The sequence below is a fragment of the Haloarcula nitratireducens genome (genome assembly GCF_019599505.1).
On sequence record NZ_RKLT01000001.1, the window covers coordinates 1,038,767 to 1,065,619 of the forward strand.

General features: G+C 66.2%; 29 protein-coding genes and 1 tRNA gene. 13 read left to right on the forward strand and 17 right to left on the reverse strand.

Features of this window, described 5'->3' with window-relative positions:
- Positions 1–48: 48 nt before the first annotated feature.
- Positions 49–273, reverse strand: coding sequence for a hypothetical protein (locus EGH23_RS05280; RefSeq protein ID WP_220578957.1), 225 nt, complete (start codon positions 271–273; stop codon positions 49–51).
- Between the two features lie 95 nt (positions 274–368).
- Here EGH23_RS05280 and EGH23_RS05285 point away from each other — a divergent pair, with 95 nt between their 5' ends.
- Positions 369–806, forward strand: coding sequence for a GNAT family N-acetyltransferase (locus EGH23_RS05285; protein WP_220578958.1), 438 nt, complete (start codon positions 369–371; stop codon positions 804–806).
- Positions 807–812: 6 nt separating this feature from the next.
- On the opposite strand, the gene EGH23_RS05290 is transcribed toward EGH23_RS05285, so the two are convergent.
- Both EGH23_RS05290 and EGH23_RS05295 read right to left on the reverse strand, forming a co-directional pair.
- Positions 813–1,049 carry a hypothetical protein gene (locus EGH23_RS05290; RefSeq protein ID WP_220578959.1) on the reverse strand — a complete coding sequence of 79 codons (237 nt, stop codon included), beginning with the start codon at positions 1,047–1,049 and terminating at the stop codon, positions 813–815.
- A gap of 557 nt (positions 1,050–1,606) precedes the next feature.
- Positions 1,607–1,680: transfer RNA gene (locus EGH23_RS05295), tRNA-Lys, on the reverse strand.
- 154 nt (positions 1,681–1,834) lie between these two features.
- On the opposite strand from EGH23_RS05295, the gene EGH23_RS05300 reads away from it, so the two are divergent.
- Positions 1,835–3,295, forward strand: coding sequence for a DHH family phosphoesterase (locus EGH23_RS05300; RefSeq protein ID WP_220578960.1), 1,461 nt, complete (start codon positions 1,835–1,837; stop codon positions 3,293–3,295).
- Here the strand turns inward: EGH23_RS05300 and EGH23_RS05305 are convergent.
- Entirely contained in the window at positions 3,292–3,597 is a 306-nt protein-coding gene (locus EGH23_RS05305; protein ID WP_220578961.1) for a PRC-barrel domain-containing protein, read from the reverse strand. The genes EGH23_RS05300 and EGH23_RS05305 overlap by 4 nt on opposite strands.
- A gap of 153 nt (positions 3,598–3,750) precedes the next feature.
- Here EGH23_RS05305 and EGH23_RS05310 point away from each other — a divergent pair, with 153 nt between their 5' ends.
- The 3 genes from EGH23_RS05310 to EGH23_RS05320 all read left to right on the forward strand — a co-directional run bounded on the left by EGH23_RS05310 (position 3,751) and on the right by EGH23_RS05320 (position 5,834).
- Positions 3,751–4,176 carry an SRPBCC domain-containing protein gene (locus EGH23_RS05310; protein WP_220578962.1) on the forward strand — a complete coding sequence of 142 codons (426 nt, stop codon included), beginning with the start codon at positions 3,751–3,753 and terminating at the stop codon, positions 4,174–4,176.
- A 164-nt stretch (positions 4,177–4,340) separates the two neighbouring features.
- Positions 4,341–5,006 (forward strand): metal-dependent hydrolase, encoded by a 666-nt coding sequence (locus tag EGH23_RS05315; RefSeq protein ID WP_220578963.1) that lies wholly within the window; start codon positions 4,341–4,343, stop codon positions 5,004–5,006.
- A gap of 150 nt (positions 5,007–5,156) precedes the next feature.
- Positions 5,157–5,834 carry a protein sorting system archaetidylserine synthase gene (locus tag EGH23_RS05320; RefSeq protein ID WP_220578964.1) on the forward strand — a complete coding sequence of 226 codons (678 nt, stop codon included), beginning with the start codon at positions 5,157–5,159 and terminating at the stop codon, positions 5,832–5,834.
- A 25-nt stretch (positions 5,835–5,859) separates the two neighbouring features.
- On the opposite strand, the gene EGH23_RS05325 is transcribed toward EGH23_RS05320, so the two are convergent.
- A complete protein-coding gene (locus EGH23_RS05325; RefSeq protein ID WP_220578965.1) occupies positions 5,860–6,651 on the reverse strand; it encodes an alpha/beta fold hydrolase in 792 nt (263 codons plus the stop codon).
- A 148-nt stretch (positions 6,652–6,799) separates the two neighbouring features.
- Between EGH23_RS05325 and EGH23_RS05330 the strand changes: the two genes are divergently transcribed.
- From EGH23_RS05330 to EGH23_RS05340, 3 genes are all read left to right on the forward strand, one after another.
- Complete coding sequence (locus EGH23_RS05330) at positions 6,800–7,048, forward strand: DUF7127 family protein (protein WP_162315990.1); 249 nt, start codon at positions 6,800–6,802, stop codon at positions 7,046–7,048.
- Positions 7,048–9,321 carry a CDC48 family AAA ATPase gene (locus EGH23_RS05335; protein ID WP_220578966.1) on the forward strand — a complete coding sequence of 758 codons (2,274 nt, stop codon included), beginning with the start codon at positions 7,048–7,050 and terminating at the stop codon, positions 9,319–9,321. Before EGH23_RS05330 ends, EGH23_RS05335 begins: the two co-directional genes overlap by 1 nt.
- Positions 9,322–9,624: 303 nt before the next feature.
- Complete coding sequence (locus EGH23_RS05340; RefSeq protein ID WP_220578967.1) at positions 9,625–10,443, forward strand: cytochrome c oxidase subunit 3; 819 nt, start codon at positions 9,625–9,627, stop codon at positions 10,441–10,443.
- A gap of 25 nt (positions 10,444–10,468) precedes the next feature.
- Here EGH23_RS05340 and EGH23_RS05345 read toward each other — a convergent pair whose 3' ends face one another.
- Positions 10,469–10,984, reverse strand: coding sequence for a DUF7979 domain-containing protein (locus EGH23_RS05345; protein ID WP_220578968.1), 516 nt, complete (start codon positions 10,982–10,984; stop codon positions 10,469–10,471).
- A gap of 1 nt (position 10,985) precedes the next feature.
- Positions 10,986–13,262: a DUF6789 family protein gene (locus EGH23_RS05350; protein ID WP_220578969.1), complete on the reverse strand. Its 2,277-nt coding sequence runs from the start codon at positions 13,260–13,262 to the stop codon at positions 10,986–10,988.
- Between the two features lie 186 nt (positions 13,263–13,448).
- Here EGH23_RS05350 and coxB point away from each other — a divergent pair, with 186 nt between their 5' ends.
- Entirely contained in the window at positions 13,449–14,276 is an 828-nt protein-coding gene (gene coxB, locus EGH23_RS05355; protein WP_220578970.1) for a cytochrome c oxidase subunit II, read from the forward strand.
- Here coxB and EGH23_RS05360 read toward each other — a convergent pair.
- Entirely contained in the window at positions 14,264–15,184 is a 921-nt protein-coding gene (locus EGH23_RS05360; protein ID WP_220578971.1) for an alkaline phosphatase family protein, read from the reverse strand. The genes coxB and EGH23_RS05360 overlap by 13 nt on opposite strands.
- A 194-nt stretch (positions 15,185–15,378) precedes the next feature.
- Between EGH23_RS05360 and EGH23_RS05365 the strand changes: the two genes are divergently transcribed.
- The gene (locus tag EGH23_RS05365) at positions 15,379–15,936 is read left to right on the forward strand and encodes a DUF420 domain-containing protein (protein WP_220578972.1); all 558 of its coding nucleotides are present in this window, start codon (positions 15,379–15,381) and stop codon (positions 15,934–15,936) included.
- 1 nt (position 15,937) lies between these two features.
- On the opposite strand, the gene EGH23_RS05370 is transcribed toward EGH23_RS05365, so the two are convergent.
- From EGH23_RS05370 to EGH23_RS05395, 6 genes are all read right to left on the reverse strand, one after another.
- Entirely contained in the window at positions 15,938–16,507 is a 570-nt protein-coding gene (locus tag EGH23_RS05370; RefSeq protein ID WP_220578973.1) for a GNAT family N-acetyltransferase, read from the reverse strand.
- Positions 16,508–16,665: 158 nt separating this feature from the next.
- Positions 16,666–18,108 (reverse strand): amidophosphoribosyltransferase, encoded by a 1,443-nt coding sequence (purF, locus tag EGH23_RS05375; RefSeq protein ID WP_220578974.1) that lies wholly within the window; start codon positions 18,106–18,108, stop codon positions 16,666–16,668.
- 9 nt (positions 18,109–18,117) lie between these two features.
- Positions 18,118–18,291 carry a 50S ribosomal protein L37e gene (locus EGH23_RS05380; RefSeq protein WP_004517916.1) on the reverse strand — a complete coding sequence of 58 codons (174 nt, stop codon included), beginning with the start codon at positions 18,289–18,291 and terminating at the stop codon, positions 18,118–18,120.
- Positions 18,288–18,470: an LSM domain-containing protein gene (locus tag EGH23_RS05385; protein WP_162315981.1), complete on the reverse strand. Its 183-nt coding sequence runs from the start codon at positions 18,468–18,470 to the stop codon at positions 18,288–18,290. The genes EGH23_RS05380 and EGH23_RS05385 overlap by 4 nt, the downstream gene beginning before the upstream one ends.
- 81 nt (positions 18,471–18,551) lie before the next feature.
- Positions 18,552–19,694, reverse strand: coding sequence for an AI-2E family transporter (locus EGH23_RS05390; RefSeq protein ID WP_220578975.1), 1,143 nt, complete (start codon positions 19,692–19,694; stop codon positions 18,552–18,554).
- Positions 19,695–19,840: 146 nt separating this feature from the next.
- Positions 19,841–20,899 (reverse strand): M20/M25/M40 family metallo-hydrolase, encoded by a 1,059-nt coding sequence (locus EGH23_RS05395; RefSeq protein ID WP_220578976.1) that lies wholly within the window; start codon positions 20,897–20,899, stop codon positions 19,841–19,843.
- Between the two features lie 77 nt (positions 20,900–20,976).
- Here EGH23_RS05395 and EGH23_RS05400 point away from each other — a divergent pair, with 77 nt between their 5' ends.
- The 3 genes from EGH23_RS05400 (at position 20,977) to EGH23_RS05410 (ending at position 23,511) form a co-directional block, all read left to right on the forward strand.
- On the forward strand, positions 20,977–21,261 hold the full coding sequence (locus EGH23_RS05400; protein ID WP_220578977.1) for a hypothetical protein: 285 nt from the start codon (positions 20,977–20,979) through the stop codon (positions 21,259–21,261).
- A 74-nt stretch (positions 21,262–21,335) separates the two neighbouring features.
- Positions 21,336–22,286 carry a zinc-dependent metalloprotease gene (locus tag EGH23_RS05405; protein WP_220578978.1) on the forward strand — a complete coding sequence of 317 codons (951 nt, stop codon included), beginning with the start codon at positions 21,336–21,338 and terminating at the stop codon, positions 22,284–22,286.
- 169 nt (positions 22,287–22,455) lie between these two features.
- On the forward strand, positions 22,456–23,511 hold the full coding sequence (locus EGH23_RS05410) for a GNAT family N-acetyltransferase (RefSeq protein ID WP_220578979.1): 1,056 nt from the start codon (positions 22,456–22,458) through the stop codon (positions 23,509–23,511).
- A gap of 44 nt (positions 23,512–23,555) precedes the next feature.
- On the opposite strand, the gene EGH23_RS05415 is transcribed toward EGH23_RS05410, so the two are convergent.
- From EGH23_RS05415 to EGH23_RS05425, 3 genes are all read right to left on the reverse strand, one after another.
- Positions 23,556–25,727, reverse strand: coding sequence for a universal stress protein (locus EGH23_RS05415; protein WP_425433201.1), 2,172 nt, complete (start codon positions 25,725–25,727; stop codon positions 23,556–23,558).
- A 4-nt stretch (positions 25,728–25,731) separates the two neighbouring features.
- Entirely contained in the window at positions 25,732–26,190 is a 459-nt protein-coding gene (locus tag EGH23_RS05420; RefSeq protein WP_220578981.1) for an NAD-binding protein, read from the reverse strand.
- Positions 26,191–26,315: 125 nt separating this feature from the next.
- The gene (locus EGH23_RS05425) at positions 26,316–26,810 is read right to left on the reverse strand and encodes an Lrp/AsnC family transcriptional regulator (protein ID WP_220578982.1); all 495 of its coding nucleotides are present in this window, start codon (positions 26,808–26,810) and stop codon (positions 26,316–26,318) included.
- Between the last annotated feature and the right edge of the window lie 43 nt (positions 26,811–26,853).

A 26,853-nucleotide genomic window follows, 5' to 3' on the forward strand; every position in this document is an offset into this window, starting at 1 on the left:
TCGCCTTCCGGCGGTTCGTCCCGACCGCTCGAATCGTTCTCGAATCGTTCAGTCGTAGTACTCCTCGTCCAGCGGCAGGTCTACGTCTACCTCGGTCACGGACTCGACGGGCGCGGTCAGCGCCAGCGTCTCGCTACACTCCGGACAGACCGTCGCCACCTCGAGGTAGAGGCGGTCGTCGCGCTCGTAGATGTCCAGTACGTCCGAGTCCGCGGGATAGAGGTACTCGACCGACACGTCGTGTTCGTGGTCGCTGACGTATTCGTGAGACATGCAACTACACGTTGTCTCGCCAACAGATAGGTGTTTCCGGCGAGCGCGGTCCGCCGAGCGCAAGATACTCCCTGAACGGCGGGATACAGTGGTCCATGACCACCTACGACTGTTACGTCGGCTCCGAGGCGGCGCTCGGCGACCGAGCCCGGTCGGTTCGCCGAACCGTCTTCATCGAGGAGCAGGGCGTCTCCGAGGCCGAGGAGATGGACGACAAGGACGACGTCGCCACGCACGTTCTGTTGACAGAGGGCGACGAGCCGGTGGCGACCGCTCGCCTCCGACTCGTCGGAGAGGCGACTGCGAAGGTCGAACGGGTCGCCGTCCTCGCCGACTACCGCGGCGAGGGACTGGGCGTCCGCGTGATGGACGCCGTCGAGACAGTGGCCGTGGACCGCGGCGCGACCGACGCGAAACTACACGGGCAGACACAGGTGCGAGGGTTCTACGAGCGTCTCGGCTACGAAGCCGTCGGCGAGGAGTTCGAAGAAGCGGGGATTCCGCACGTCGAGATGGTGAAACCCCTCGACTGAGCGGGATTATTCGCGGCCGACGACGAGATAGATGACGATCACGAGGAAACCGGGGACGAGCCCGATAAAGAACCCCAGCGCGGTCAGGACGGCCCAGAGGGCCGCGTTATCGTTCCCGCGGCTCTGCGCGTCGTTGTACACCCAGTAGGTTGCACCGACGAGAATCACCAGCCCGATGACGAAGATGAACAGAATGATGAGTAGTTCCGGTGCGCCCGGCATCTGGAGGAGGGGCAACGTCATACGTCGGTCCACTCAAGAGAGGAGTAAATCCTTTCTGGTGGCAGAACCTGACACGTTCGCCCGGGATAGACCGGTCAACGGGCGAAAGCGTCGGCGGTCGCGCTCCGAGTAGTTCGAACTCGCACTCGATTCGGTTTCGCTACGTATTGAGACCGCTTACTGAGCTTCCGCCGTCGAGATCGGCGATTCGCCGCAGTCGACACAGACGTATCGGTCGTCTACTCGCTGGACTACCGGCGCGTTGCAGGATATGCACTTCATCTGGGCACTTCGCGCGGATCGTGGATAGCTTCCCATACGGCGATTTTACCCCCGAGTTCGCATGAGCCCCCTGCTTGCGCTTGCTGTCATTGGAGAGACAGACCGGCCGCGGTAAACGACGTAGGGAAGCGGGTCGGAAGGGACTGAGCAAACGCTACGCGTTTGCGAAGGTCGAAAGACGCCTGTGGCGTCTTTCGGTATTTGAACTACCTGCACGTCGCTCGCTTTCGCTCGCTCGTGCCATCGTTCAAATCCTCCGTAGCCGCGTCGCTCCTCACGAAGTGTTCGGGCAGAAGCGGGCCGGAAGGGATTTGAACCCTCGACCGACGGCTTAAGAGGCCGTCGCTCTGCCAGACTGAGCTACCGGCCCTGCACACACAGGTTGCGGGGGGCTTTGTAAATACGTTTCCTTTCGAATCGGGAGACACCGGCGGCTCGCCCGGTCTGCGAGCGGCATTCCGGGGCCGCAGTCACGGTGGCAGAGACGGTGTGATATAAGTGTGTGCCGGCCACATCAAGAGCTAATGAGTGCAGCCAGCGGCATTACGATGGCCTCGATGTCTACGTACGCCATCCTGGGGTGTGGGAGCGTTGGCCACGCCGTGGCGGAGGAACTCGTCGACGAGGGGAAAGACGTCCTCATCCTCGACGCGGACGACGGCCGAGTAGAGGCGCTGCGCGACCAGGACCTCAACGCACAGCAGGCCGACATCCGCGAGCCCGACGTCGTCGAGACGCTGCGCGATCGCGACGTCGTCCTCATCATGTCCTCGGACGTCGACGCCAACGCCGAGGCCGTCGAGAACATCCGGAACGCCGACGGCGAGCAGTTCGTCGTCGCCCGCGCCGACGACCCGGTATCGGGCGACGAACTCACCGAGTTGGGAGCCGACGTGGTCATCAACCCCTCGACGGTCATCGCCGACTCGGCGCTCCGGGCGCTCGAAACCGGCGAGTTGGAGTTCAAGGCGTCGCAGCTGAGCGACGTCATCGACGCCACCGAAGATAGGATGGCGATTCTCATCCACCGCTCGCCCGACCCGGACTCCATCGCGTCGGCCGCTGCGCTTCGAGCCATCGCGGAGAGCCGCGACGTCGAGGCGGACATCATCTACGAGGGCGAGATCGGCCATCAGGAGAACCGGGCGTTCGTGAACTTGCTCGGTATCGAACTCGCCTCGCGGGAGTCCGTCGACTTGACCGACTACGACACGTTCGCGCTGGTCGACGTGGCGAAGGGCGGCGAGCCGGACGTCGACAGCGTCGACGTCATCATCGACCACTACGAGCACGAGGACGAACACGACGCCACGTTCTCGGACATCCGGCCGAACGTCTCGGCCACCTCGACCATCCTGACGAAGTACATCCAGGAGCTCGATCTCACGCTGGACCAGACCGTCGCCACCGCCCTGCTGTACGGCATTCGCGCCGAGACGCTGGACTTCAAGCGCGACACGACGCCGGCGGACCTGACCGCCGCGGCGTACCTGTATCCGTTCGCGGACCACGACACGCTCGAACAGGTCGAGTCGCCGTCGATGAGCCCGGAGACGCTCGACGTCCTCGCCGAGGCCATCCGGAACCGCGAGGTGCAGGGGAGTCACCTCGTCTCGAACGCCGGGTTCATCCGGGACCGCGACGCGCTCTCACAGGCCGCACAGCACCTCCTCAACCTCGAAGGCATCACGACGACGGCCGTCTTCGCCATCGCCGACGACACCATCTACCTGGCGGCCCGGTCGAAGGACATCCGCATGAACATCGGGAAAGTCCTCGCCGACGCCTTCGGCGAGATGGGCGAGACGGCGGGTCACTCGACGGACGCCAGCGTCGAGATTCCGCTCGGCATCTTCACCGGGCTGGAGACGAACGACGACAACCGCGATACGTTACTCGAGCTCACGGAAGAGGCGGTCAAGCGAAAACTGTTCGAAGCGATGGGCGTCGATAGTTCGAGCGGCGAGGGAACGAACGGGAGTTAGGCCGCGACCTCTTCTTCGTCTTCCTCGGCGTCGGTCTGGTGGAGGCGTTCGACGACGTCGTTGATGATGATGACGTCGCCGACGGCCTGCACCCAGCGGTAGGGGACGATGACGCCGCGGGCGGACTGGGTCTCGGCGTCGAACAGCTCGGTGTTCAGCTGATACAGCGCCAGCCCCGTGATCTCGTGCCGGTCGAGGTCCAGCCGGAGGTCCTCGACCTCGCCGACGAAGACCCCGTTGTTCGAGTAGACCTCGCGCCCGACGAGCGTGGTTATCTCCTGTGGAATGCTCTCCTTATCCATACGCCTGTGCTGGAGCGGGCGGGTCTTAAAGCTTCATTGCGCCGCGCGACTACCGCCGCGGCGCGGGACCAGCGCGTCGCCGATCGGTCGCGTTAGCCACACTAACCGAAAGACGCGAGAGGCTTTTCACCGGACCGCCCTTAGAGAGGGGCGATGACAGAGGTCGCCACCGCAATCGACGTTCCCGCGACGCCGGCTACGGTCTGGGACGTACTGACCGACGTCTCCGCGTATCCCCGCTGGAACACGCTGCTCTCGGTGCGCGGCGAGTTCGCCGTCGGCGAAACGGTCGACGCGAGGCTCTCGGTCCCCGGACTGCCGACGGTGTCGTTCTCCCCGGAGGTCACGGTCGTCGACCCGCAGCGAGAACTCAGCTGGCAGTCGACGCTGTTCGGCGTCGACGCCGAGCACCGGTTCCTGCTCGAACCGACGACCGGCGGCGACTGTCGGTTCGTCCAGCGAGAGACCGTCGACGGTCCCCTCGCGGCCCGTCTCGTCGACCGGTTCGACCGGCGACTGGTCCGCGGGTTCGAGCAGATGAACGTCGGTCTCCGCCGACGCGCGACCGAACTTCAGTAGCCGGGCGCGGACGGCTCGAACGAGCCGGGTGGACCATGAAACGCCCGGCGGTTCGTCTCGTTTAGCGGTCACCGGCAGTCTTTCTCGACGCTCTCAGAACCGTTATAAACCTACTCTGTTCGGACTGCCGCAACGCTCATCACTGTAGTGACAACAGTGAACGTATGCCATCGCTGGTCGTCCACTACGCGTTCGTCGGTCTGCTGGCGGCGACGCTGCTCGGCGCGGCGTTCGATAAGCGATCGCTCCTCCTCTCGCTCGTCGTCGTGACGATTCCCGACGTCGACGCGTTCATCGCGCTGTTCTCGCGAGCGGGTCATCGGACCGCGACGACGAACCTCGTCATCCCCGCGATACTCGCGCTCGTCCTCGCGGTGGACCTCTACTGGCGAGACGAATCGTACGTACGTACGCAGTGGGGAGCCTACGGCGTCCGCGTCGCGTGGTTCTGCATCGTCGTCTACGCCGTCGGCCACGTCCTCTTCGACACCGTCACCGGCGGTGCGAACCTCCTCTGGCCGATCCACGACGAGTTCTACGTGTTCAGGGGGCGACTCGAACTCTCGACGCAGCGGGGTATCGTCCAGACGTTCGTGGAGTGGGAGACGGGTTCGGGCGGGTCGAGCAGGCCCTCCCTGAAATCCATCGGCAACACCAGCACCGTCCAGATGGATACCGGCGTCGACCCCACTCCCGGACGGGCAGAGCCGGAGAACGTGGACCGAATCTTCCCCGTCGTCCGCGGCGGCTGGCAACTGTACGTCCTCGTCACCGGGACGCTGGCGACGGCCGCCCGCTTCGTCGTCGGCTACGACCTCCCCGAGGAGTGAGCGGGAGTCTCGCAGAACGACACCGAGTCGGGTCGCGCCGACAGCGACGCCTCGACCGGCCCGGGGCCGTCGGACGGAGGCCGGCTACGATGGGTCCGCCGTGAACTCCGTTTCGACTCTTTCATGTAGGCGGTGTCCGACCGGGCAGGCATGGGATTCGAGGTACAGCGCCGACTCAGTGTCGCCGATGGCGTGACGCTGGTCAACGCCGTCGTCGGGTTCGTCGCCGGGGCCGTCGCCTTCACCGACCTCCATCTCGCCGCTCGCCTCCTCCTGCTCTCGGTCATCGTCGACGCGTTGGACGGAATCATCGCCCGAAACGGCGATAGCTCCGAGGTCGGACCGCTGCTCGACTCTATCACGGACGTCATCTCCTTCGGCGTCACGCCGAGCCTGTTCGTCTACGTCCTGCTGACCGGCCGGTTCGGGAGTGTCACAGACGCAAGTCCGCTGATATTCGTCGCCGTCTCGGTGGTCGCGTCCCTCTACGCCGTCCTCTCCATCGTTCGCACGGCGTTCTACTCGACGTACTTCGACGGTCCTAACGAGCGACCGGGAATGCCAAACTCGCTGGGCGCGATCGTCCTGGCCACCGCCTATCTCGCCGGTATCACGAACCCCGTGCCACTCGCCGCGGCGGTCACCGCCCTGGCGGTCGCGCAGGTCGCGCCGTTCGACTACCCCAAGCCCGGAGTGAAGACCGTCGTGCCGATGGGCGTGGTCCTGTTCCTCTCGGTCGTCGCGCCGATGGCGTTCGGGCGGGCGGGCCCGCGAATCATGCTCGGCATCGCCCTGCTCTTCTTCGCGTTCTCGCCGCGGTACTACTGACGGGTCTCCGAGCCGCTGAGAGCGGTCAGTCCTCGTTCGTACCGAGACGGGACCGAAGGAAATCGGCGACGATATCGTTGAACGCCGCCGGCCGTTCGAGCATAGCGAGGTGAGCGGCGTCGGGGACGAACGCGAACTCGCCGTCCGGAATCTCGGCGGCCAGTCGTTCGTGGTACTCTCGCGGCGTGAGCTTGTCGTGTTCGCCGCACAGCGCGAGCGTCGGCGCGTCGATCTCGCCGAGGCGGTCGGTGACATCGAACTCGTGACAGGTCAGGAAGTCCCGACGCGTGACGGCCCGGCCGACCGCTCGCATCTGTTCTCGTGACCGGGAGAGAAGCGTCTCGTCCGTCGAGTGTAAGAGTCGGTCCCGGCCGTGGAGGAACTCGACGGCCCGGTCGAAGTCGTCGTCCAGCCACTCCCTGAGCGCGTCGTAGACCGGGAGCGACGGTCCCGACCCCGTCAACACGAGCGCGTCCGGTCGCCAGTCGGTCTCTAAAACCGCCCACAGGGCGACGGCCCCGCCCAGGGAGTTGCCGACGAGGACGTTCGCGTCTATTTCCCGAGCGACGGCGACGACGTCGCTCGCGTACGCGGTCAAGGTGTCTGTCCCCGGCGGCGTGTCCACGTCCTCGGACTCCCCGTGCCCGCTCAGGTCGACCGCGGCGGCCGGGTGCGTGGGACCGCCGGGGGCGTACTGGTTGGCCCACACCCGATGTGAGCCGCCGCTGCCGTGAACGTACAGAGCGACCGGTCCCGATTCGTCTCCTTCGACTACCCGATACGCCGTCGTCCGCCCGTCGTGGACGACCGTCTGCATACGCCGTGTGAACGCACCCGACAGATAAAAGAACGTAGGACGCGAATTCGGTGTGAACCGCATTCAAGCATCTATTTCCGTAAAGGGCTTCCGTACAGCGAATGTGGGCGATAGGTTTATATAGTTGTCTCACTTACTCAGAGTTAGGATGAATTCAGAACAGCAGTTGTTCGACGAGACGCCCCTCCGCCGGTTCGAGTACGAAGACGGCGTCGTGCTCGCGGCGGACGTGGGAGCCGCCGACGACGCCAGCGTGGACGTCGTCGACGGCACGGTCATCGTCGTCCGCGACGACGAGCAGTACGAGCGGGAACTCCCCGAAGCCGCCGAGGCACGAGCGTTTATCAACAACGGCGTCCTCACTATCGAAGTGTCGGACGAGGAGAGTGATATCTGATGAAACTCACCGTCAAACCACTTAAGCAGAAGGACGCAGGGCGCGGACTCGCGGCCATCGATCGGGCCGCGATGAGCGAGATGGACCTCGAGAACGGCGACTACATCGTCCTCGAAGGCAAGCAGGGACAGCGCGCCGTCGCGCGCGTCTGGCCCGGCTACCCCGAAGACGAGGCCAACGGCATCGTCCGCATCGACGGGCAGCTCCGCCAGGAGGCCGGCGTCGGCATCGACGACAGCGTCACGGTCGAGAAGGCCGACGTGAAGCCGGCGACGGCGATCACCGTCGCGCTCCCGCAGAACCTCCGGGTCCGCGGGAACGTCGGTCCCATGATTCGGAACAACCTCAGCGGGCAGGCCGTCACGCAGGGCCAGACCGTCCCCGTGAGCTTCGGACTCGGCCCGCTCTCGTCGATGTCGGGCCAGAAGATCCCGCTGAAGATCGCCGAGACCGACCCCTCCGGGACGGTCGTCGTCACGGACTCGACTGACATCCAGGTCAGCGAGAAGCCCGCCGAGCAGATCCGCGGCGGCGAGGAAGGCGCGGACGACCGCGAGTCGCCCGACGTGGCCTACGAGGACATCGGCGGACTCGACGACGAGCTCGAACAGGTCCGCGAGATGATCGAGTTGCCGATGCGCCACCCCGAACTGTTCCAGCAGCTCGGCATCGAACCGCCGAAAGGCGTCCTCCTGCACGGCCCGCCCGGCACGGGGAAGACCCTCATGGCGAAGGCCGTCGCCAACGAGATAGACGCCTACTTCACGACGATCTCCGGGCCGGAGATCATGTCGAAGTACTACGGCGAGAGCGAGGAGCAGCTCCGCGAGATATTCGAGGAGGCCGAAGAGGAGGCCCCGGCCATCGTCTTCATCGACGAGATCGACTCCATCGCCCCCAAACGCGGCGAGACGCAGGGCGACGTGGAACGCCGCGTCGTCGCGCAACTGCTCTCGCTGATGGACGGCCTCGAAGAGCGCGGCCAGGTCATCGTCATCGGCGCGACCAACCGCGTCGACGCCATCGACCCCGCGCTCCGCCGCGGTGGCCGCTTCGACCGCGAGATCGAGATCGGCGTCCCGGACAAGGAAGGGCGCAAGGAGATCCTGCAGGTCCACACCCGCGGGATGCCCGTCGCCGACGACATCGACCTGGACGGCTACGCCGAGAGCACGCACGGCTTCGTCGGGGCCGACCTCGAACAGCTGACCAAGGAGGGCGCGATGAACGCGCTCCGGCGCATCCGTCCGGAGCTCGACCTCGAAGCCGACGAGATCGACGCCGAGGTGCTCGAGAAGCTCGAAGTCACCGAGCAGGACCTCAAGGAAGCCAAGAGAGGCATCGAACCCTCCGCGCTCCGCGAGGTGTTCGTCGAAGTCCCCGACATCACGTGGGACTCCGTCGGTGGCCTAGAGGACACCAAAGAGCGGCTCCGCGAGACCATCCAGTGGCCGCTCGAATACACCGACGTGTTCGAGTCGATGGACCTGGAAGCCGCGAAGGGCGTCCTGCTCTACGGCCCGCCGGGCACGGGGAAGACCCTGCTGGCGAAGGCCGTCGCCAACGAGGCCCAGTCGAACTTCATCTCCGTGAAGGGGCCGGAGCTGCTGAACAAGTTCGTCGGCGAGTCCGAGAAGGGCGTCCGCGAAGTGTTCAGCAAGGCCCGCGAGAACGCCCCGACCGTGGTGTTCTTCGACGAGATCGACTCCATCGCCGGTGAACGCGGGAGCGGCGGGTTCGACTCCGGCGTCGGCGAGCGCGTCGTCTCGCAGCTGCTGACCGAACTCGACGGCATCGAGGAGATGGAGGACGTCGTCGTGGTCGCCACGACCAACCGACCCGACCTCATCGACGACGCGCTCCTGCGCCCGGGCCGCCTGGACCGCCACGTCCACGTCCCGGTGCCCGACGAGGCGGCGCGCCGCGCCATCCTCGACGTGCACACCCGCGAGAAACCGCTGGCCGAGGGCGTCGACCTCGACAGCCTCGCCCGCCGGACCGAGGGCTACGTCGGTGCCGACATCGAGGCGGTCTGCCGCGAGGCGTCGATGGCCGCGACCCGCGAGTTCATCAACAACGTCGACCCCGAGGACATCGGCGACTCGGTCTCGAACGTCCGCGTGACGATGGACCACTTCGAGCACGCGCTCGACGAGGTCGGCCCCAGCGTCACCGAGGAGACCCGCGAGCGCTACGACGAGATCGAACAGCGCTTCGACACCGCGGAGCCCTCGCTGAGCGACGACGAGAAGGTCAGCCGGACGTTCCAGTAGAACGACCTTTTTCTGCCTCGGGTGCGCTTCGCGCACCGCTCGTTGAAAAACGTCGATGAAAAAGGCCGGTCGCGCTCCGCGCGACCGGTGAACCGCGCGCCTTCGGCGCGCGGATGCTTCTCAGGCAGGCCTGCCCTTCCCCAGGTCGTGCGACAGAGCGCACTCCCGGCCAGTGTGCGATGCTTTGTATTATCGACCTTCAGCAGCGACCGGCTATTTCACTCGATACGCGAAACCCCGCGACGCCGACGAACCGCGCTCGTTCCGGCCAGTTATTTAACGACAGCACCCCCAGCGTGGGACATGGCCGAGGCCACCGAAGTGGCGAGCGAACACGCAGGCGACGAGGAGGAGGAACACGCCCACGAGAGTCGCTGGCCGCTGCCGGCGGCGATCGGGGCCGGCGCGCTGTATCTCGGCGCTGGCTTCTACTTCGTCGGTCAGAACCTGGTTCCGTCGATCATTCCGATAGTCCTCGTCGCCGTCGGCACACTGGGCCTCCTCGGCGGACTCGCCGGGTGGGCCAACGAGGCGTTCATCGCGGACTACCGCAGCTCGCACGGCGGCGAGTCCGGCGTCCTCAGGATGGGCATGATACTGTTTCTGGCCTCCGACGTATCGACGTTCTCGGCGGGGTTCGCCTACTACGCGTTCATCCGCGTCGGCGCGTGGCCCCCCGAGCACCTCCCGTCGCTCTTGGGGTCGCTCGTCGTCGTCAACACCGCGTTGCTGGTGGCGAGCAGCTTCACGCTGCACTACGCCCACGAGGCGCTCGAATCGGGGAACCGGCGGCGGTTCCTCGGACTCATGGGCGCGACGCTACTGCTCGGAGTCGTCTTCCTCGGCGGACAGATTTACGAGTACTACGAACTGCTCGTCGCCGAGGGCTTTACCCTCTCGACGGGGATCCTCGGGAGCGCCTTCTTCGGGCTGACGGGACTGCACGGCCTCCACGTCGCGCTCGGCGTCCTCCTCCTCGCCATCGCCTTCGGTCGAGCGCTCAAGGGCCACTACTCGGCCGAGCGCGACACCGCCATCCAGACGACGTCGCTGTACTGGCACTTCGTCGACGTCGTCTGGATCTTCCTCGTCCTCGTGCTGTACGTCGGCGCGTCGATTTGACGCCCGCTCACCGGGATTGCACGTCTCACTCTGCCTGTTCTTCCAGCGCGACCATCCGCCGGTATATCGGCGGCGAGAGGATCGCGAGCGTCCCGAACGCGATGGCGAACACGCCGAGCGGGAACTGGAGCGGCGCGGCGGCGTAACACGGGTGCTCGGCGACGACGGTGACGTAGCGCTGTTCGCCCTCGTAGGTGACGATCGACCCGTTGCGGAACTCGGCGGCGTGGGGGAACTCACCTTTCACTTTCGCCTCGCCGACGGGGTCGTCGATCGCCTCGGTGAACGCCGTCTGCTCGGCCGACGACAGCTCCTCGTACTGGAAGCGAGCCAGGTTCGGGGACGTGGCGTTACCGAACTGTCCGGCGGTCTCCTCGGGGCTCTCGACGGCGATGCTCGGGTCGCCACAGCCGGCGATGTCGCCCTGGATGAGCGCGTAGCCGCCCGGTACCGCCGCGCCGATGCCGACGGCGACCAGCAGGACGCCGACGAACGGCGCGAGATAGGTGAACAGGACCGACTCCGGTTGCTCGTCCGCCATCTTACGCCTCCATCTCGTGTGCTTTCCGCCGACGCGACCGAAGGTACTGGAAGGTGACCGTTAGCCCCAGCCCGTACGCCCAGTGGGCGACGAGGACGAAGCCGAGGTAGCCGATAAAGGCCAGTCCCTGCTGGCCGGTGTAGAACGCGATGACGAACCCGGTCGAGATGAGCGTCGCGAAGACCAGCCCCGTCTCGAACATGAGGCGACCGGGGAGGTACTCCGAGAACGCCAGAAAGAGCAGCGGCCACGTGACGGCACCGCCGACGAGGAACAACAGCGCACCGACGAGCGGCGTCGCCGGGAGGCCGACGAGTTCGGCGATCTCGCTGAAGGAGGCCGGATCGAGCACGCCGACGTACGCCGCCGTGCCGAGGCCCCCGGTCATCAGGAGCGTGCCGACGATGCCGCCGGCGGCCGCCATCCACGCGTTCCGGTAGACGTTCTCCGCGACGGTGCCGACGCCGCCGAGCAGGCCGATGGGCGTCATATCCGGCGCGTACGAACGCCGAGTGCTCTCGGGTTCGGACGGGTCGAGGTCGTACTTCTCGACCATCCGCTCTTCGAACCACTGCCACTCCCGGGTGAACTGGTTGGTCGCCTTCAGGTCCCACGGGTCCGTCGTCTGGACGACGTCGCCCTTCCAGTAGGAGACCAGCATGTTGTAGAGCCACAGCAGCGCGCTCAGGCCGATGACGTACGCGCCGACGGTCGCGATCTGCTGGGCGAACTGGTACTCCGCCGGATAGATGGCCTGCCGTCGCGGCAGCCCCAATCCGCCGATGACCAGCAGCGTCATGAACGTCACGAACGACCCGAAGATGAGCAGCGCCGCCTGGAACTTCGCCAGCCGCGTGTCGTACCACCGGCCGGTGATGAGCGGATACCAGTAGTAGCTCGCGGCGATCATCATGAAGGGGATGATGCCGACGACGATGAGGTGGAAGTGCCCGACGACGTAGTAGGTGCCGTGATAGAGGATGTCGATCGGGATCACTGCGAGGAACACGCCCGTGACGCCGCCGATGATGAACGTCCCGATGCTGCCCGCACAGAGGATAAAGGGTGCCGAGAGGCGGATGTCGCCGTCCCACATCGTCGTGATCCAGTTGAACGTCTTGATGGCGCTGGGGACGGCGATGGCGATCGAGATCGCCATGAACGACGCCTTGAGCCGTGGGTCGACGGTCGACGTGAACATGTGGTGTGCCCAGACGCCGAAGGAGAGCACGCCCATCCCCATCGTCGAGTAGACGATGAACTGGTAGCCGAACAGCTTTCGACCGACGAACTTCGGTAAGAGCGTGCTCATCAGCCCCGCCGCCGGCAAGAAGAGGATGTACACCTCGGGGTGACCCCAGAACCAGAAGAGGTGCTGCCAGAGGATGGGGCCGCCGCCCTCCGTGGCGAAGAACGTCGTACCGAGGTTCCGGTCCAAGAGGAGCATCACGAGCGCGCTTCCGAGCAGCGGGAACGCGAACAGCGCGAGCGCGCTCGTGACGAGCATGTTCCACGAGAAGATGTCCAGGTTCGCCCACGTGACGTCCTCGGCCCGCTCGTAGACGATGGTCACGATGAAGTTAATCGCCCCGACGGTCGTGGCGATGCCGGAGAGGTGCAGACCGAGTATCAGCAGGTCGATCTGCGGGTTCGGCTGCTGGACCGACAGCGGGGCGTAGAGCGTCCAGCCGACGCTGACCTCGCGGACGGTCAGGAAGAACTGGATAGTGTCCTGCGGGAGAAACAGGCTGAGAACCTGCCCGCCGACCTGTATCAACAGCCCCAGCCGCGCCATCAAGAGCGCGGGCGGCAACAGCCAGAAGCCGATGGCGTTCACGCGCGGGAACGCCATGTCGTCGGCCCCGATGAGCAGCGGGAGTATGTAGTTCCCGATGCCGAAGAAGACCGGCAGGACGAAGAATATCAGCATCGTCAACCCGTGGGTCGTAAACAGCGCGTTGTACGTCTCCGGCGTCCAGATGTCCGCCTGCGCGGTGACGAGTTCCGTTCGGAGCATCATCGCGTCCATCCCGCCCCAGAGGGCGGCGACGGTGCCGAAGACGATGTAGAGGATCCCGATGTCGCGGTGGTTCGTCGTCGTCAGCCAGCGGTACACCTCTGACTGGAGACGGTCGATCTCGAATCGGATCTCCTCTCTGGTGGTGTATCCACCGTCGCTCTCCGGGCGAACGCTACGGCGGGCGCCGAACCAGAGGGCGAATATCCCGAGCGCGAGGAGCGCGAGCGCGGACCCCTCGACGACTGCTCTGTTCAGCATCGGTCGGCGGGGGACCCCGGAGCGGTCGGCGACGACGCGGTCAGAGAACTCATTGGTTCACACTGACGGTGCCACGCTCATAAAACCACGCGACGACGCGTGGAACCTGTCGATTTTCGAGGGATAATCCCGGTGCCGTCTCGGAGTCGCCAAGCTATTTGAGTGGCCCGCGGTAAGGTGTGGACAATGCGTCTCAGTCGTAACGTCGCGTGGCTGTGTGCCCTCGCTCTCGGCGCCGTCGCCCTCTCCTCGCCCGCGGCCGCCCAGTCGGTCAATCGGGCGGCCATCGACAACCTGAACGAGCAGTTGCTGTACGTCGCGCTTCCGTTGACGCTGTTCGTCGAACTGACGCTCGTCTACGCGATCTACCGATTCCGGAACAACGACCGGCCGAAACCGACCGTGGACGACCCCGCGCTCGAGATCACGTGGACCGCCGCGACCGGCGCGATACTGATATTCGTCGGCGTCTCCGCCTTCTTCGTCCTGTTGAACCCCTACATCAGCCCGGCGGCCGCCGGACAGACCGACGGCGGTGAGGTGGCCGCGGACAGGGAGATAGAGGTGTTGGCCTACCAGTGGGGGTGGGAGTTCCACTACCCGGAGGCGAACGTCACGACTCAGTCCCGGCTCGTCCTCCCGAAAAACGAGAGCGTGACGTTCAGGCTCCAATCCTCGCGGGTCATCCACGCGATATACATTCCGGAGTTGGGCGTCAAACAGGACATCTTCCCCGGACAGACGACGATTGCCCGGACCAAGCCGACACAGACGGGGTCGTACCGGCTTCACTGCGCGGAGCTCTGCGGGTCGGGTCACAGTCGGATGGACGGCACCGTCGTCGTCCTCAACCAATCCGACTACGACGACTGGGTCGACCGACAGCGGAGTGCGACCTCGGCGAACGGAACCGCGAGTAACGGCACCGCGACGTCGGCGAACGACACCGCGACGCCCGCCAACGGTACTGACGCGGCGCGCATCTCCGCTCCGCCGCGGGCTCACGCCAGATAACCCAGTTGCCGGAGATGCTCCGTCGTATCGGAGTCCCGCTGTTCTTTCGGCGGCGAGAGCGTCGGTTCGAAGGTCCGCTCGTCGGTCGCCGTCGTCTCCGCCCACGGCACCCGCCTGACCTCGGGGATGGGGACGGCGTACCGGTGCATGTACATCCCCCATTCGCCGTAGGCGTTCCCGTGGTCCGCGCTCAGGACGACCGTCTCGGCGTCGAGGTTCTCCAGTAGCAGTCCCACCTCGTCGAGGACCCAGCGGAGGTTGTCCAGGTACGCGTCCCACACCTTCTGGAAGTCCCCGCCGCTCTTGAGGTAGTCGAACGGCTCTCCCTCCCACGGTTCGAGCGTCTCGCGGCCCTCGGCTATCGCTCGCGCGGTAAAGGGGTGATGGGGCTGTTCGTAGTGGACGACGAGCCGCTCGGGGTCGATCTCGCGCCCGACGGCGATCGCTCGCTCGGTGACCGGTCGCGGGAGCGTCAGACCGACCGGGGGCGGGTCGGCGTACATCCACGGCTGGTCGACGTAGCGGAAGTCCTCGGGACGGAGCGTCTTCCAGTCGGTGTTCGAGACGCCCCGGCCGTCCTCTGGGAACTCCCGTTCGGCGAGGACGCGCTGCGTGAACGCGTTCGCCGAGACCAGCGCCGTATCCTCGATCTCCGAGCGGTACTGCTCCGTGAACGTCTGGGCCATCCACTCGGCGGACGCGGAGCCGACCGACCAGATGGAGTCGACCTCGTAGACGAAGTCGTACTCCCAGGCCACTTCCCGCAGCGCGTCTACCCGGCAGGTATCGAGGATTATCAGCGCGTCCCAGTCGCGCTCGAAGACGTTCGTCCCCAGCGGGTACCGTGAGAGAACGGACATCGCGAGTCCCACGTACCCGTAGTAGCCGCGTTTGAGTAGTGATTGCACGGACCACTATCCGTGCTCGCAAAGTATTGTAAATGAGTACCGCAGAGACGTAATTTCGGGTTACCGTTCGTTGCGAACGGCTCTTCGACGTCGTTGCAACGATTGAGCAGCGGTAAGCCCACGGATGGAACGTCGTCCGGGTCTCTCCGGCCCGTGTCACAACCCACATTATCGGGCGTCACCAACGTCGGAACATGAACCAGACACGGGCTCGCGTCCCGGCGCTGACGGGCCTGCTGACCGTGGTCTCGCTGGCGCTCGTCTTCGGGGCCGTCCTGGGCGCGATCCCGCCTCGCGTCCTCCCGCACGCACCGGAGTCCGTCCTCGCGGCGATCCCACACCTCAACGCCGCCATCAGCGCCACCGCTATCGTGACGATCGTCGTCGGCGTTCGCGCGATACGGAACGGCCGGATTCAGCGCCACCGCCGCTCGATGGTCGCGACGTTCGGCCTGTTCGGAGCCTTCTTGATTCTGTATCTCTACCGCATCACGCTGGAGGGACCGACGGACTTCGCCGGTCCCGCCGCCGTCGAGTCGTTCGTCTACCTCCCGCTGCTCGCCGTCCACATCCTGCTGGCGATCGTCGCCATCCCGCTCGTGTACTACACGCTGTTGCTGGCCGCGAGCCATCCGGTCGCGGAGCTCCCGGAGACGAACCATCCGCGAGCCGGAAAGCTGGCAGCGGGGCTCTGGTTGATCTCCTTCTCGCTCGGTATCGTCGTCTACGCGATGCTGTATCTGGTGTGGTGACTCACTGTTCGTCCCACTCCTCGCGGAGCAGTCCGTACCACACCGTGTCGTGCCACTCGCCGTCGAGTCGCCACTCCGCGCGATGTGTCCCTTCCCGAACGAAGCCGAAGCGCTCTAAGACGGCTACAGATCGGTCGTTGGAACCGACGACGCGGGCCTTCCACTTGCGTACGGCCCGCTGGTCGAACCCGTAGCCGACCAGCCGCTCGGCCGCTTCCGTGGCGTACCCCTCTCCCCACGCGTCGGGGTCGAGCCAGTAACTCAGTTCGGCGGTCCCTCGTTCCGGGTCGTGTTCGGTCATCGCGACGAGGCCGACGGGGTCGGTTCGGTCTGCGACCGCCCCCTCGTTCTCGGTATCTCGGTCGAGGCAGATCACCAGATGGACCGAGTCGTCGTCGGCGAGCGTCTCCTCGTAGTACGTCTCCATCTGGTCCGCCGTGGTCGGTCGCGGATAGGTCCCCCGACCCCACACGCAATCGTCGTGGAACAGGCGACGAATCCAGTCGAGATCGTCTCTGTCCGGCGAACAGAGGGCAGTTCTATCGGTGTGGAGGAACGCAGGCCCGGGCATACCGATTCGGTACCCCGGGTCGGATAAAAAGTGTGCTGGGGGCGTGCGAAACGGCCTCCCGAAGTATCGTCCTCCAACACGAACCTTCGCTGCTACTCACGGCTCGCTTTGCTCGCCGTTCACAATAATCGAGGGTCTTCGCTACGCTCAGACCCTCGCTAGTCGTCGGCCGGCGTCGGCTCCCCACCGATATCGGGGCGGACGACGTCGCGGTCGGTCTCCTCGCCCTCGATGTCGTAGGGGTACTCGCCGGTGACACAGCCCAGACAGAGGTCGGCCCGACTGGTATCGAGCGTCTCGGCGATGGCGTCGATAGAGAGGTACGACAGCGAATCGGCCTCGATCTCCTCGCGGATCTCCTCGACGGACTGGTTGCCGGCGATGAGTTCGTCGCGGGAGGCCATGTCGATCCCCATGTAGCAGGGGGCGACGATGGGCGGCGCACCGATGCGGACGTTTACCTCCTCCGCGCCGGCGTCTTTCAGCAGCTGGATGAGCTGCGTCGAGGTCGTCCCGCGGACGATGGAGTCGTCGATAATGGTGACGGTCTTCCCCTCGATGGTCGATTTGATCGGGTTGAGCTTCAGGCGGACGGCCCGTTCGCGCTCGTCCTGTGTCGGCATGATGAACGTCCGGCCGACGTAGCGGTTCTTCATCAGGCCCTCCGCGAACTCGATGTCCGAACCGTCGTCCTGTGCGGCCTCGGCGTAGCCGGAGGCGAACGCGCGCCCGGAGTCGGGGACCGGGAGCACGACGTCCGATTCGACGCCCGATTCCTCCCAGAGCTTGCGGCCCAGATCGCGGCGGACTTCGTAGACCAGGTTGTCGTCGATCGTCGAGTCCGGCCGAGCGAAGTAGACGTGTTCGAAGAAGCAGTGAGCCGTGTTCTGCTGCTCGATGAGCTGATACGTGTCGTAGCCGGTGCCGTCCGGGTGGAGCACGACGAGTTCGCCCGGTTTCACGTCGCGGATTAGCTCGCCGTCGAGCGTGTCGATGGCGGCCGACTCGGAGGCCAGCACGTAGCCGTCTTCGAGTTCGCCGATACACAGCGGGCGGTTGCCCTGCGGGTCTCGCACGCCGAGCACCGTCTCGTCGTGCATGATGGTCAGCGAGTACGACCCGTGGATGCGCTCCATCGTCCGCTTGACGGCGCGCACGAGGTCCTCCTCCAAGAGGTTGCGCGCGAGGTCGTGGGCGATCACTTCGGTGTCGCCGTCGCTCGTGAAGGCGTGACCGAGGTCGGCCAGTTCGTCGCCGATCTCGTCGGCGTTGACGAGGTTCCCGTTGTGCGAGAGGCCCAGCGACCCGGACTTGAAGGAGACGGAGAAGGGCTGGGCACAGCAGGCGTTGACGCTGCCCGCGGTGGGATAGCGGACGTGACCGATCCCGTTCGCCCCGTTCAGCGACTGGAGGTCGCCGGGACCAAAGGCGTCGCCGACCAGTCCCATCTCGACGTGGCTGTGCTGCTGGAAGCCGTCGTGGGTGACGATACCGGCGGACTCCTGGCCGCGGTGCTGGAGGGCGTAGAGAGAGTAGTAGAGAGGGCGGGCGGCGTTACGGTCTTCGAGAGAGATACCAACAACGCCGCACTTCTCGTGCATGATGGTGGGTTATTCGCCGGCTTTCGACTGCCACTCGTAGTCACGTCGTTTCGCCGACTTGCCGAAGCCGCACGACGAGCAGACCTTCTTCTTCGTGTGATACGACTTCTCGCCACACCGGCGACACTTCGTGTGTGTCGTGGTGTTCTTCTTCCCTTGGCTCGGTGTTCCTGCGCCAGTCATGGGTTAATCGAGACGACGTTATCCCCGCGTATAATCGTTGTGTCTTCGTCTTCGATGACGAGATTCATGTGCTGATCGTACCCGGTGAGTTCGCCCTCGAACAGTTCGCCGCCCTTCAGTTGAACGGTGACGTCCTCGCCGAGCGACGCTTCGAGTACGTCCAGCGGTCGTCCACTCATGTACGGTTGAGATAGTGTCTGCCGCTTAAACGTACCGCTTGCTTCGCCCGATATCGGCGAATCGCGCGTCGGCCGCGCTGTCTACGTGGCGTCGCTCTCGGTGGACCCGCCGTCTCTCGTCGACGGCTCGGCGGCGCGGATACCCACCGCGTCTGCGGGCGGCGTCGGCGTCCGCTCGGTCCCCTCGTTGCCGGTCAGCGTCGGGACGATCACTCGCGCGAAGTGATAGACCACGACGAGCAACAGCGGGCCGAGGAAGAGGCCGTACCACCCGAACAGCGTCGGCCCGATGATGTACGCGATCATCACGAGACCGACGTGGAGGTTGCGCCCGGAGACGTACGGTCGGAGCAGGAGGTCAGGGATGAAGTCGACGATGACCACGGTGGCCGCGAGGAACGCCGTCGGGAACCACAGCGGTTCGCCGTTGAGGAACGCGCGTCCGAAGAGACCGAGCGCCACCGGGACGTACACCAGTTTCATGCCGACGACCGGTATCAGACTCGCCGCGCCCGCGAGGACGCCGACGAGCGCCGGATACGGGATACCGCCGGCGGGGGCGACGGCGTCCAGCGTGGAGTAGAGGACCACCGCGACGATGGCGACGACGAACGCGTTGAGGATGTTCCCGAAGAAGACGCTCCCGAGGTCCTCGTCGACCAGTTCGACGTACTCGTCGAAGACGGCCGAATTACCGCCGAGCGTGTTCCGGAGCCACCGGCTGAGCCGCGGTCCGTCCCGGAGGAGGTAGTAGGCGACGGTGAGCGCCAGAAACAGGTCGATGAGCGCCGCCCCGATCAGCGGGAGGTACGCGAGGACGCCGGTCGCGAACAGCTGTCCGGCGCTGACGACGTCCGGGTTTTCGAGCAGCACCTCGGGGTCCTGAACGATCGTGGAGACGTCGAGGTACGGCTCGATGAACCCCGCCAACGGGCCGAGATCGACCGTCTGTGCCAGGTTGCCCAGTTCCTGTGCCGCGACGGCGAGCGTGTAGCCCACGAGGAGGACCACCGGAACGGCGAGGACGAGCAGCGAGATCACCGCGGCGATGGTCGGTCGAAACCGGGACTGAAGCCGCCAGTGCGCCGGCCGGGTCACGTAGTAGAGGAACAGACCGAGGACGAACGCGCCGGCGTAGTTGGTGAACACCCACGCCAGTAAGACGACGACGAACAGGCCGAGGACCCACCACGCCGTTCGGCTCTTAGACGGTGGCCACTCCATGCTACTAACTTTGCCCCCGAACCCGACGGCGACGCGCAATCGACGGCGCGTGAGACCGAGAAGCGGCCCCGGCCACGCCGCTCGCGTCGCCGGTAGCGCGGTTTGTTACGCGCGCGATACCGCGCCGAGCCGGCGGTACTCTGCGGCTACACATCGACGGAGAAGGGAGCGTCTTCGGTTGCACGGACCGCGAACCCGGCGAGCAGGTCCGCCAGCGCGTCGAGGTCCGCCGGGTCGATGACTTCGACCGGGGTGTGCATGTAGCGGTTCGGGAGCCCGACGCTGACCGCAGGGATGCCGCCGCGCGCGGTGTAGAAGGCGTCGGCGTCGGTGCCGGTTCGGATACCGGTCGCCTGCAACTGGACGTCTATCTCCTCGTCGGCACCCGTCTCGCGGAGCGACTCGACCACGACCGGGTGGTTCGCGCTGCCCCGGGAGACGACCGGACCGCCGCCGAGTTCGACGCCGCTCGAGCGGTCGCCCGGCGAGTCCGGCGAATCGGTCGCGTGGGTGACGTCCACCGCGACGACGGCGTCCGGGTCGAGGTCGAACCCGACCATCTTCGCGCCCTGCAAGCCGACCTCCTCCTGGACCGTCGAGACGGCGTGGACGGTGGCGTCGACGTCCCGTTCTGCCGCGCGGCGCAGGCCCTCGGCGGCCGCCCAGATGCCGACGCGGTTGTCCATCCCGCGGGCGGCGAGCCGGCCGTTTTCCAGCTCCGAGACGGTCTGTGCGAACGTGACCGGGTCGCCGCGGTCGACCAGCGATTCGAGTTCCTCGCCGTCTTCGGCACCCACGTCGACGTGCTGTTCGGCTATCTCGGGGACGCTCTCCTCCTCGCCCTCCCGGAGGTGAATCGCGGTCTGTCCGACGACGCCCGAGACCGGGCCGTCAGCGGTGTGGACGGTGACGTGTTGGCCGCGGGAGACCGTCTTGTCTGACCCGCCGATGCGTTCCAGACGGACGAATCCATCGTCGGTGAGATCGCGGACGATGAAGCCGATCTCGTCGCCGTGGCCCGCCAGCGCGACCGACGTGTCGTCGCCGCGAAGCGTGGCGACCGCGTTGCCGTAGTCGTCGGTCCTGACCTCGTCTGCGAACTCGCTCACGTAGTCCACCCACACGCGCTGACTGTCGGCCTCGTAGCCGGAGGGACCCGGCGTGGTCAACAGCGACTCCAAGAAATCGCGTCGTCGTTCCTCCATACCCGGGATAAGGCGTCACCGACTATGAATCACCGGGGCGCCACAACGGATAAAAGCCGTCGGACCGACGTACCGGTATGGCGAAATTCACTCTCCTGGAACTGAACCTGGATGGCTCGGAGTTCACCGCCGGCACGTCCGGCTTCGGAATCGACGAAGACGACGAGGAAGACGTAGCAGCGGAGGAGTTCGAAGAGGAGGAAGAGGGCGGGCGCTCGGGACTGATCGCGGTCTTCGTCCTCGTCGCGCTGCTCGTCGTCGCGGTCGTCGCGAAGAAGAAACTGCTCGGCGGCGGCGACGAACTGGGCGAGTTCGACGACGATCTCGACGACGACCTCGACGACGACTTCGGCGACGTCTGAACTGAGACCGCGTCGCGGCCCGACTCGAGCCGCGCGGGGAGAAGGCCTATGCATCGCCGCCCCGTTTCCGGGATATGGGATTGTATCACAGCGCCCGCGCCGTCGCGGGCGCGTCCGGCGACGGGCCGCTTGACTGGAGCGCCGTCACGGCCGCCGCCAAGGAGGCGACGGACCCGGGCGACCTCGACGTCTCCGCCGGCGAGCGCGAGGGGTACGCGAGCGACGTCCGCGACGCCCGCGACCGCGTCCGCGAGGTCGGCGGGCTCGACTTCGACCTCCCGGAGACGGTCGAGATCCAACACCGCCACCACTGGATAGACGCAAACGTGGCGACCTTCGAGCGGGTGATGGCCCCGATCGAACAGCAGGCGCAGTTCATTCCCGGCGTCGCCCGCGTCGTCAACACCGGATCGATGGCCTTCGCCCTCTCGTTTCTCGCGAACAACGTCCTCGGCCAGTACGACCCGCTCCTGTTGGCCGACGGCGACGACCACGCGCTCTATTTCGTGCGCCCGAACATCCGGAAGGTCGCGGCCCAACTCGACGTGGACCAGGACCGCTTCCGCCGCTGGATCGCCTTCCACGAGGTGACTCACGCCGCGGAGTTCGGGGCCGCGCCGTGGCTCTCCGAGCACATGGAGGAGAAGATGGAGGAGGCCATCGACCGCCTCAGCGACGGCAACTTAGACCGCACCTCGCTCGGCGAACTGGACACGACGATGACCGCCGTCGAGGGGTACGCGGAGCTGCTGATGGACCGCGCCTTCGACGACGAGTACGACGACCTGCGGCGGAAGGTCGACGAGCGCCGACAGGGGCGCGGCCCGGTCGCGGAGCTCGTCCGCCGGATGCTCGGTCTCGGGATGAAACGCCGGCAGTACGAGCGCGGGAAGGCGTTCTTCGAGACCGTCGCCGACGTTCGCGGCGTCGCGGCCGCCGGGCGCGTCTGGGACTCGCCCGAGACGCTGCCGACCGACGACGAGATCGAGAATCCGTCGCTCTGGATCCGACGGGTCGACCCGTAAGCCGACGCTTCTATCGGCCGACGGCCGTCTCGCCGCTGTGACAGCGCGGGGCCGGTCCGGAGGGCTTACCGGCTGAAAGCTCACCATAACATTACTGACCGGTCGTGTGGCCGCTACGTAGATGCCGCTCTCTAGTCGCATCGCATCTGGGCTACGTTCGGGAAGGGCGATGGGGACGGACGAACAGTCCAACCACGAGTTGCGTGTGCTCGAGTCGATCAGCGAGGTGTCGCCCGACCGCTGGAACGCCGTCGTCGACCAGTCGTCGCGGGGGAGCGTCTTCCATCGCCACGAGTGGCTCGAAGCCGTCGAGAACGGGCTCGGCCACGCGCCGAGGCATCTCCTCGTCGAGAAGGACGGGAATCCGATCAGTCTCTTTCCGAACTTTCTCGAACCCGTAGAGGGGCTCGACCGCTCGCCGCTCCGACGGCTGGTCTCGGTCGAACCCGGTTTCGGCGGCCCGCTGGCGACGACGGATACGGACACCGTCCTCCCCGCGATGCTCGAGACGGTGGCAGATTACTGCACCGGCCGGACCGTCGTCCACGAGATACGCGCGCTCGATACCGGCTACCTCCGCTACAACACGCTCTTTCAGAGTCACGGCTACGAGCCGAACCGGCGGCGCTGTCGCTTCCTGTTACACCTCTCGCGCCCGTACGAGGACATTCTCTCGAGGATGAGCCGGTCCAGACGGAAGGGTATCGACCGCGGGCGGGAGGGCGACGCCGAGGTGATCGAGGAGGCGGTGACGAGCGAGGCCCTCGAACGGTTCTATCGAACGTACGCGCAGGTGATGGACGACCTCGGCGTCTCCGCGTTCCCGCGCGAGTTCTTCGAGTCGTTGCTCGGGATGGCGGACCGACTGCTGTTGGTCACCGCGCGCGTCGACGGCGAGTACGCCGGCGGCCTGCTGGAGATACTCGACGACGAGCAGTCCTCCGTCCACGGGTACGTCGCCGCGGTCCCGCGCGAGTTCTTCGACCACCACGTCTCGGAACTGCTCTACGACTACGTCGTCCGCTGGGGGATCGACAACGGCTACGATACCTACGACCTCGGGACGACGAAACCGGACTACGAGAACGGCCTGTTCCGGTACAAGGAGGGGTTCGGCGGGCAGCTCGTGCCGACGCTCGTCTGGGAGCGCGGCGGCAACTCGCTGTGGGACGTCCTCCACAGGGGGCGGTCGCTCTACCTTAAACACGTCAGCTCCGAGTCGTAGACGCGGTGAGAAAGGCCGTGAAACGACCGTCGAGGGCCGCAGACTTAGAAGACCGCGCGTTCGAGGAATCGACGCGCCAGCGACGGCCGACGGGAGTCGTGCGGATAGACGGTGACGGTCATACACCCCGGACTCGGCGAGGGCGGGCCGTCGTCGAACAGCGCCGCTCTGAGCCGGTGGTCGGCTCCCCGATACACGAGGAGGTCCGGCCGCGGCAACTGACCACCGTCGCTACGGAGCGACTCAGTCTGGACAGGGACCGACAGCATCTCGGAGAGGGAGGTCTGGTAGTCGTCGATCGTCTCCTTGCGTTCCTCGGAGCCGTCGGCGGGGTACCAGAGCGAGACGTTCCCCTCGTTCGACTCGGCGACGGCCTCGGCGACGGTCACCGCGAGCGGCGGGTGCGGTCCGCTCTCGCCCGCCACCATGACCTGTTTCGGCTCGTCGTAGCCCAGGGAATCCACGAGGAGGACGTCACAGGGGGCGTGCCGGACGACCCAGTCGATCGGGTCGGCGAACAGCCGCGACCGAAGCCGGAGCGGTTCGTGTTCGGCCAGTATCGTGTCCACGCCCCGGTTGGCCGCGAAGTTGACGACGGCGTGTTTCGTGTCGTGGCTGACGATCTCGTCGGCCTCTACCTCGACGGCCAGCTCCTCGCCGAGCGCCGCCATCCGCGTCTCGAACGCGAGGTCCGCCGACGACTGGTCGGCCACGTCCTCGATGAGAGGCGCCTGGTCGGGTACCTCCTCGAAGCGAACGGCGACCACGCGGCCGTCGTCCGGTCGGACGACGTCGGCGGCCAGTTCGATCAGCGCTCGCTCCCTGTCTTCGGCGACGTCTTTCGTGAACGCGACGAGCACTTCGCGGGTAGTGTCCGCCGCGGCGGACTCGACATCGGTGAGCGCGTTCCGACCGACCTGCCGGCGGATGGCGTCCGTCGCCGCGCCCTCCCGGCGGACTCGCGGGCGGACGTAGAAGAAGTACCAGACGACGCTCGCGAGCGTGATGGCGAGCGCACCGACGAGCGCGACGGTTCCCATCTGCGTGAGGAGGAGGCCGCCGGTGACGACCCCGGCGATCTGCGTCCACGGGTACAGCGGCGACGTGAACTCGGGGTCGTAGTCGGCGCTCCCCTCGCGGAAGGCGACGAGGGCCGCGTTGATGAGCGCGAACACCAGTATCTGGAAGGCGCTGGCCAGTTTCGCGATCTCGAGGATCGGGACGAACGCGATCAGGATCAGCAGGACGACGCCCGTGAGCGTGATCGAGGCGACCGGCGTGCCGAACCGGTCGCTGACGGCGGCCAGCGACGGCGGCGCGAGCCGGTCCCGGCTCATCGCGAAGGGGTAGCGCGACGAGGAGAGGATGCCGGCGTTGGCCGTCGAGACGAGCGCGAGAATCGCCGCGGTGATGATAGCGACGACGCCCGCCGATCCGAGCGTCACCTCGGCGGCGACGGCGACCGGCGTCAGCGACCCGGCGACGCTCCCCGGGTCCGTGATCCCGACCAATACCGCGACGATGGCCACGTACAGCACCGTGGTGAACGCGAGCGACCCGAGGATGCCCAGCGGGATGTTTCGCCCCGGGTTCTCGATTTCCTCGGCGACGCTCGCCACCTTGGTGACGCCGGCGTAGGAGACGAACACGAGCCCGGTCGCGGCCAGCACGCCGCCGAGGCCGGCGTCGAGGAAGCCGGCGTAGTTCGCCGACTGGACGCTGGGCGCGCTCCCGGCGGTGAACCAGCCGAGCGCCGCCAGCATGACGACGACGATGGCGACCTGAAGCCGCCCGGTCTGCTTGGCCCCGAAGACGTTTATCAGAATCAGCACCGCCGCCAGCCCCAGCGCGACCGGCTTCAGCGGGAGGTCGAACAGCAACAGGAGGTACGGGACGCCGCCGACGAGCGCGAGCGCGCCCTTGAACGAGAGGGAGAACCACGTTCCCAGGCCGGCTATCGTCCCGAGTAGCGGCCCCATGCCGCGCTCGATGTAGATGTAGCTCCCGCCGGCCTCCGGCATGGCGGTGGCCATCTCGGACTTCGAGAGAGCCGCCGGCACGACGAGGATCCCGGCGAGGGCGTACGCGAGGATCACGGCCGGGCCGGCGATCTCCAGCGCCAGCGCCGGGAGGATGAAGATGCCGCTGCCGATCATCGCGCCGATGCTGATGGCGAGGACGGACGGGAGACCGAGGTCTCGTTCCAGGTCTTTCACCATTTCAGGCGGGTTCGAATGCGGGGAGCGAGCGCTCGATCTCCCGTCGCAGTTCCGTCGCGAGGAGCGTCGATCCGCAAACGACGGTGGTGGCGATGTCTTCTACCGCCTCCCGCCGCTGCGGGTCGTTGAGTACCGCGACGACCGTCTCGAGGTCGAAGTGCGTGCGGAGCAACTGGGTGACCAGCACTGCCCGTCTGTCCCGTCGCAGCGCGACGACCGCGGCGTCGGCATCTACCGCGTCTGCGAGCGTCTCCAGCGACGTCACGTCACCGACTGTCACCTGAGTGCCGTCGAGCAACTGCCCGGCAGCGCTCCGGTGGTCGGTGACGAGACGGACATCGGCGGTCGGTTCGAACGCCGACGCGAGCATCGGCCCGGCGTGCGAATCGCTGACGACGAGGAGCGTCGGCGGTCCGGCGGTGCGAGCGAGCGTGTCTTGGAGGGTCGTTCTGAGTGTCATAGGTAAGTTCGACGGCGGCGGTGGTCGTTATCGCCGATACGCGATATGAGTTCCGAACCGGCATAAATGCCTAGCAATCTATTCCGTATCGGAAAATAATACGATCGAATATCGAAGTTGTGGAACTACTCTTCCCGGCCGTCACCGATCGCGTCGGCGTCGAACAAGTGGAACGGGCGCGTGTACTCGTTGCGGATGAGGTCCTCGTCGACCACTTCGAGGCCGATGTCGTTGAGATCGCGGCCGATCCGACTCAGGTCGTTCCCGTCGGCACCGACCACTTCGACGTGGACGTTGTCGGCACCGGTCATCACCTCTTGGATAGCCACGACCCCCTCCACGTCGAGCGCGCGCTTCGCTATCTCCTCTCGCTCGTGAATCGGCGCGGTACAGACGATGAGCGTGTGTAGCTGGTATCCCGCGGCCTCGTAGTCGACGTCGACGTCGTACCCGCGGATGACGCCCCCCTCTTCGAGTTTGGCGATCCGGTTGCGGACGGTACGAGCCGAGACGTCCAGCGTCTCCGCGATCTCGCTGGCGGACGTGTGGCGAGCGTCCCGTTGGAGCGCGTGGATGATGCGCCGGTCTAAGTCGTCGAGCGGGTACTCCGAGTCGGCCATACGGTGCGCTTACGGCGGAAGCGGTACAAAAGTTCGTGGTCGG